The sequence below is a fragment of the Pseudomonas morbosilactucae genome (assembly GCF_023241715.1).
GTDB lineage: Bacteria > Pseudomonadota > Gammaproteobacteria > Pseudomonadales > Pseudomonadaceae > Aquipseudomonas > Aquipseudomonas morbosilactucae.
Genome location: NZ_JALQCW010000132.1, coordinates 1 through 4,879 on the forward strand (window position 1 = coordinate 1; position 4,879 = coordinate 4,879).

5 protein-coding genes are annotated in these 4,879 nt (G+C 62.7%); 3 read left to right on the plus strand and 2 right to left on the minus strand.

The features are described 5' to 3' along the window. Window positions 1-45 precede the first annotated feature (45 nt). Window positions 46-552 (minus strand): type VI secretion system lipoprotein TssJ, encoded by a 507-nt coding sequence (tssJ, locus tag M1B34_RS33280; protein WP_268261208.1) that lies wholly within the window; start codon window positions 550-552, stop codon window positions 46-48. A 64-nt stretch (window positions 553-616) separates the two neighbouring features. Continuing rightward, complete coding sequence (gene tagH / locus M1B34_RS33285) at window positions 617-2,098, minus strand: type VI secretion system-associated FHA domain protein TagH (protein WP_268267389.1); 1,482 nt, start codon at window positions 2,096-2,098, stop codon at window positions 617-619. A gap of 393 nt (window positions 2,099-2,491) precedes the next feature. On the opposite strand from tagH, the gene tssA reads away from it, so the two are divergent. The 3 genes from tssA to tssC all read left to right on the plus strand — a co-directional run. Then, the gene (gene tssA / locus M1B34_RS33290; protein ID WP_123327861.1) at window positions 2,492-3,511 is read left to right on the plus strand and encodes a type VI secretion system protein TssA; all 1,020 of its coding nucleotides are present in this window, start codon (window positions 2,492-2,494) and stop codon (window positions 3,509-3,511) included. Between the two features lie 80 nt (window positions 3,512-3,591). Continuing rightward, a complete protein-coding gene (gene tssB, locus M1B34_RS33295; protein ID WP_025130792.1) occupies window positions 3,592-4,107 on the plus strand; it encodes a type VI secretion system contractile sheath small subunit in 516 nt (171 codons plus the stop codon). A gap of 16 nt (window positions 4,108-4,123) precedes the next feature. Beyond that, window positions 4,124-4,879: type VI secretion system contractile sheath large subunit (tssC, locus tag M1B34_RS33300; RefSeq protein ID WP_268267390.1), on the plus strand; the 756-nt coding region annotated here is incomplete at its 3' end.

Genomic DNA, 4,879 nt, shown 5'->3' on the forward strand with positions numbered 1-4,879 from the left:
CGACCAGACCACGCGATTGTTCCAGGACATGGTTGCTCCGTTTGCCTATTGGGCAGGGCTGGATGGGGACGCCGCGACCGCACTGCGCACTGCGCGCGCGTCGAGGCTGATCAAGTATTCGCTGTGCTGGCGCGACGGCACGTTGACCACGGTGCGCCACTGCGCCTGGTCGATTTCGCGGTAGCCCACCAACAGGCCGAGGTGACGGGTAGCCGGGTCCAGGGTGCGTTCCAGGCTCAGTTGGTCACCGGGCTGGATCAGCACCTCGTCCTGATCGATCAGGTCGGCACCCAGGGTCGCCGGGGCGCGTTCGGCCAGGGCGAAATAGTCGGAGCGCAGGAACAGCGCCGGGTTCTTCAATTCGAAGATGCGCACCCGCACCGGCGCAGGCTCACCGCCAGGACCGGGGTTGAGCCCGGCCTCGGCCTGAAAGCGCAGGACCAGGCTGGCGGTGTCCGCCGCCTTGGCCGCCTCGGCAACGCTGGGCGGCGCATCCTTGGCACAGGCGGCCAGCAGGAGCATGGCGGCCAATGTCAGCAATCGTTGAATCATCCTGCGTCCTCAATGACGTATCAGCTGTCCGTGTTTCGGTGTTTACAAGGTGATCCGGACCCGCTCAGGAACGCCGCAGCCGGTGGGTGTGCTCTTCATAGGCACGACTGAATTCACGCCCGAACAGGTCCTGGAAGTCGTCCTGGGCCTCGCGGGAAATCTGGCTGTAGAGCGCAGTGAATTGCTGCCAGTACTGAGCCTGGCGCGAACCACTGAACAGGTTGCTCAAGCCGCCGGGCTTGCCCATGCGGGTTTCCAGCTCGGCCGGTTCGAAGCGCTGCAACAGATGCTTGATGGCCGCTTCCACCCCGGCCATGACCGCCAGCTGGTGAGCCCGCAGGTCATCGAAACTGTCCTGCACCGCCAGGTCCGGCGCCATGAATGCCTGGTTGCTGCGCCGCAGCATCAGCAACATGGCTTCATCCACATTGGGGGCGAACTTCAGCGGGTTGTTCTCCACCGGGCGAATCATGGTCTGCTGCATGCGGAACTCGCCCTTGAGGCTGCTGCGGGCGCGCAACACATCGATCAGGCCCTCAACCATCAAGCGGTAGCTGCGACCGAGGTTTTCCATCTGCGCCTCGGCCTGCTCCCGGTCGATGCGCAAGTGATCAATGCCGGCGCCGCGCAAAAAGGCCTGCAGCAGGTCGGCTTGCGGGGCTGTCGCGGGCGCTGCCGGCGCCACAGGTGCAGGTGCAGGTGCAGGTGCAGGTGCAGGTGCAGGCGAAACCAGGGGCGAGGTTGCCGCAACAGGGACGTCAAGTGGCAGGGGTTGTGGCGGCGGCGCGATCGGTGCGCTGGCAACGCCAGGCTGTGCAAACGGCAGGGCTGCAACTGCAATGTCCGCCCAGGGGTCGGCGGCAGGCGCCGGCGTATCGGCAAACAGATCCCAGTCTGCGGGGATCATCGGCGCGCCACTCACCGCCGCGGGTGCGACGACCGGCGCCGGAGTGGGCGTTGGCGTTGGCGTTGGCGTTGGCGGACGGAAATCATGCTGTTCGGCCGGCACATGATCGGCCTGGGTGGCCGGCGGCGTGGCGCTGGGCGTCAGGAAGTCGAACAGGTCGGGCATGGTGGCCATGGACGAGCCGCCCTGGAAGTGGGCAATCAGCGCCGGGGCAATGACTGGAGTCGGCGCCGGATCGTGCGCCTGACGCCCCATCAAGGCGTCAAAACTGTTGGAACTGTTCTCGGCAAAGCCCTGGGCACCGCCCACGCCAAGATCGAAATCGATGCGCGCACTGATCTCGTACTCGCCGATGCGGATCACTTCGCCATCGGCCAGCGGCTCGCTATTACCCCGGCGCAGACGCACACCGGCCTTGACCAACTCCACACCATTAGTGCTGTTATCGGTTAAGTAGTAGCGGCCTTCTTTATATTGAATAACGCAATGTAGCGCGGAAACTAAGCGCTCTGGATCTGGAAGTACCCAATCATTATCCGCGCTGCGGCCAATTGCCATCACACCCCGATCCATTACTTTCTCGGGGCATTGGCCGGGGGTAATCTTGTGATAACTAGTGATAGTCAGACACAGCGACATCGCGCCTCCTTGCTGTACTTCGCCTGCGAACCGCCGCTAGGAAAAAAGTTCCGTCACGCTTGAAAAAAAACCACAAAAAAGCCTCAAAACAGCGTCTCTATCCGCCTGAAAGCCCAATTCTAAAGGCCACAGATGACAAGAACTGTTTTTCGACCAGCAAAACTGACTTGATAGTCAAAGAAGTTTATTGGCGACATCTCAGTGTCACGAAGAGTGAATAGCTTACCTTGACAAGCCCCAACTACTACACCAAAAATGCACAACTTCTTGTACACGGATGATGGCTCACTAACATCAATGAGTCTATATAAACCAAGAAATGTGACCTGGTTCACAAAGAACTAAGCCTTAGTTACCCGACTGTTCAGCGGGCTGATACGGAGATCAAATCAAGTGGATGTGCCCCTGTTGCTCGCCGCCGTTTCCGCGACTTCGCCCTGTGGCGAAGACCTGGAATATGACGCGAACTTTCTGCACTTGGAGCGGGCCGCCCAAGGCCAGCCCGAGCGCAGCATGGGCGACTCGATCCTGCCTGCCGAACCGCCGGACTGGCGCAGCATACGCCAGCAAAGCCTGGACCTGCTGGCCCGCAGCAAAGACCTGCGCATCACCCATTTTCTTCTGCAAAGCACCCTGGCCCTCGATGGCCTGCCGGGGCTTGCCGACAGCCTGCAACTGATCGAACAACTGCTCGCCACCTACTGGCCCGAGTTGCACCCGCGCCTGGACGCCGATGACGACAACGACCCCACGGTGCGCATCAATGCCCTGGCCGGTTTGACCTGCGACACCACCGTCGGCCTGCTGCGTGAAAGCATCCTCACCCGCTCCCGGGCCTTCGGGCCGGTCAGCCTGCGTGCGGCCTTCAACGCCAGCGGCTTGCAGCATTTCAACGGCGAAAGCCTGAGTGCCGAGCACCTGGCCGGCGCCCTGCAAGACAGCGACGCCGAGCAGCTGGAGCTGGTACGCAACGCCTTGCGCAGCGCGCGCGCGTCCTGCGAGGCCATCGAGCAATACGTCAGCGAACACGTGGGCAGCGCCAGTGGCGTGGACCTTTCGGCCCTCAAGCAGCCGCTCAAGCTGGCCCTGCAAGTGCTCGGGCAACACGCCCCGCAAGGTGCCGACAGCGTTGAGGCGGACGTCGCCGAACAGGCCCCCGACAACGACCCGGCCCAGCCAGTGGCCAGTGCGGCGCCGCGCGTCTCCGGCGAGATCAACAGCCGCGACGACGTGCTGCGCAGCCTCGACCGGATCCTCGCGTACTACCAGCGCCACGAGCCGTCCAGCCCGCTGCCGATGCTGTTGAACCGGGCCAAGAATCTGGTCAACGCCGACTTCGCGGCCATCGTGCGCAATCTGATTCCCGACGGCATGTCCCAATTTGAAAACCTGCGTGGCCCGGAAGGCGAATAAGCCCCCAAGGCGCCCGCAGCCCCGTTAACGGCAACCACCGATGACGCCAACACCGTCGCAGCAGCGACCAGGAGCACAACGTGGCGAAGCAAAGTTCTCAGAAGTTCATCGCGCGCAACCGCGCGCCCCGGGTGCAGATCGAGTACGACGTGGAACTCTACGGCGCCGAGAAGAAGGTCCAGTTGCCCTTCGTCATGGGTGTGATGGCTGACTTGGCGGGCAAACCGGCCGAGCCACTGGCCGCCGTTGCCGACCGCAAGTTCCTGGAAATCGACGTCGACAACTTCGACTCGCGCCTCAAGGCCATGCAGCCGCGGGTGGCGTTCCACGTGCCCAATGAACTGACCGGCGAAGGCAACCTGAGCCTGGACATCACCTTCGAAAGCATGGACGACTTCAGCCCGGCGGCCGTGGCCCGCAAGGTCGATTCGTTGAACCAGTTGCTGGAAGCCCGCACTCAGCTGGCCAACCTGCTGACCTACATGGACGGCAAGACCGGCGCTGAAGAAATCATCATGAAAGCCATCAAGGATCCGGCGTTGCTCCAGGCCCTGGCGAGTGCGCCAAAGCCTGTGGACTCCGAGCCCAACGCGTAAATCAGGACCAACGATCATGACCGAATTGATGCGTGACAATCAGGGCCAACCGGCCGCCACCGAGCAAGCCAGCGAGTTCGCCTCCCTGCTGCTGCAGGAATTCAAACCCAAGACCGAGCGCGCTCGCGAAGCCGTGGAGACCGCGGTTCGCACCCTGGCCGAACAGGCCCTGGCGCAGACCGACCTGGTGTCCAACGATGCGATCAAATCGATCGAATCGATCATCGCCGCCATCGACGCCAAGCTCACCGCCCAGGTCAACCAGGTGATCCATCACCCGGAATTCCAGAAGCTGGAAAGCGCCTGGCGCGGCCTGCACTACCTGGTGAACAACACCGAAAGCGACGAGCAGCTGAAGATCCGTGTGCTCAACATCTCCAAGCCGGAGCTGCACAAGACCCTGAAGAAATTCAAGGGCACGGCCTGGGACCAGAGCCCGCTGTTCAAGAAGATGTACGAAGAGGAATACGGCCAGTTCGGCGGCGAGCCGTACGGCTGCCTGGTGGGCGACTACTACTTCGACCAGTCGCCACCGGACGTGGAGCTGCTGGGCGAACTGTCCAAGGTCTGCGCGGCCATGCACTCGCCGTTCATTGCAGCGGCATCGCCGACCGTGATGGGCATGGGCTCGTGGCAGGAACTGTCCAACCCACGGGACCTGACCAAGATCTTCACCACCCCGGAGTACGCCGGCTGGCGCTCCCTGCGTGAATCGGAAGACGCACGCTACATCGGCCTGACCATGCCGCGCTTCCTGGCGCGCCTGCCGTAC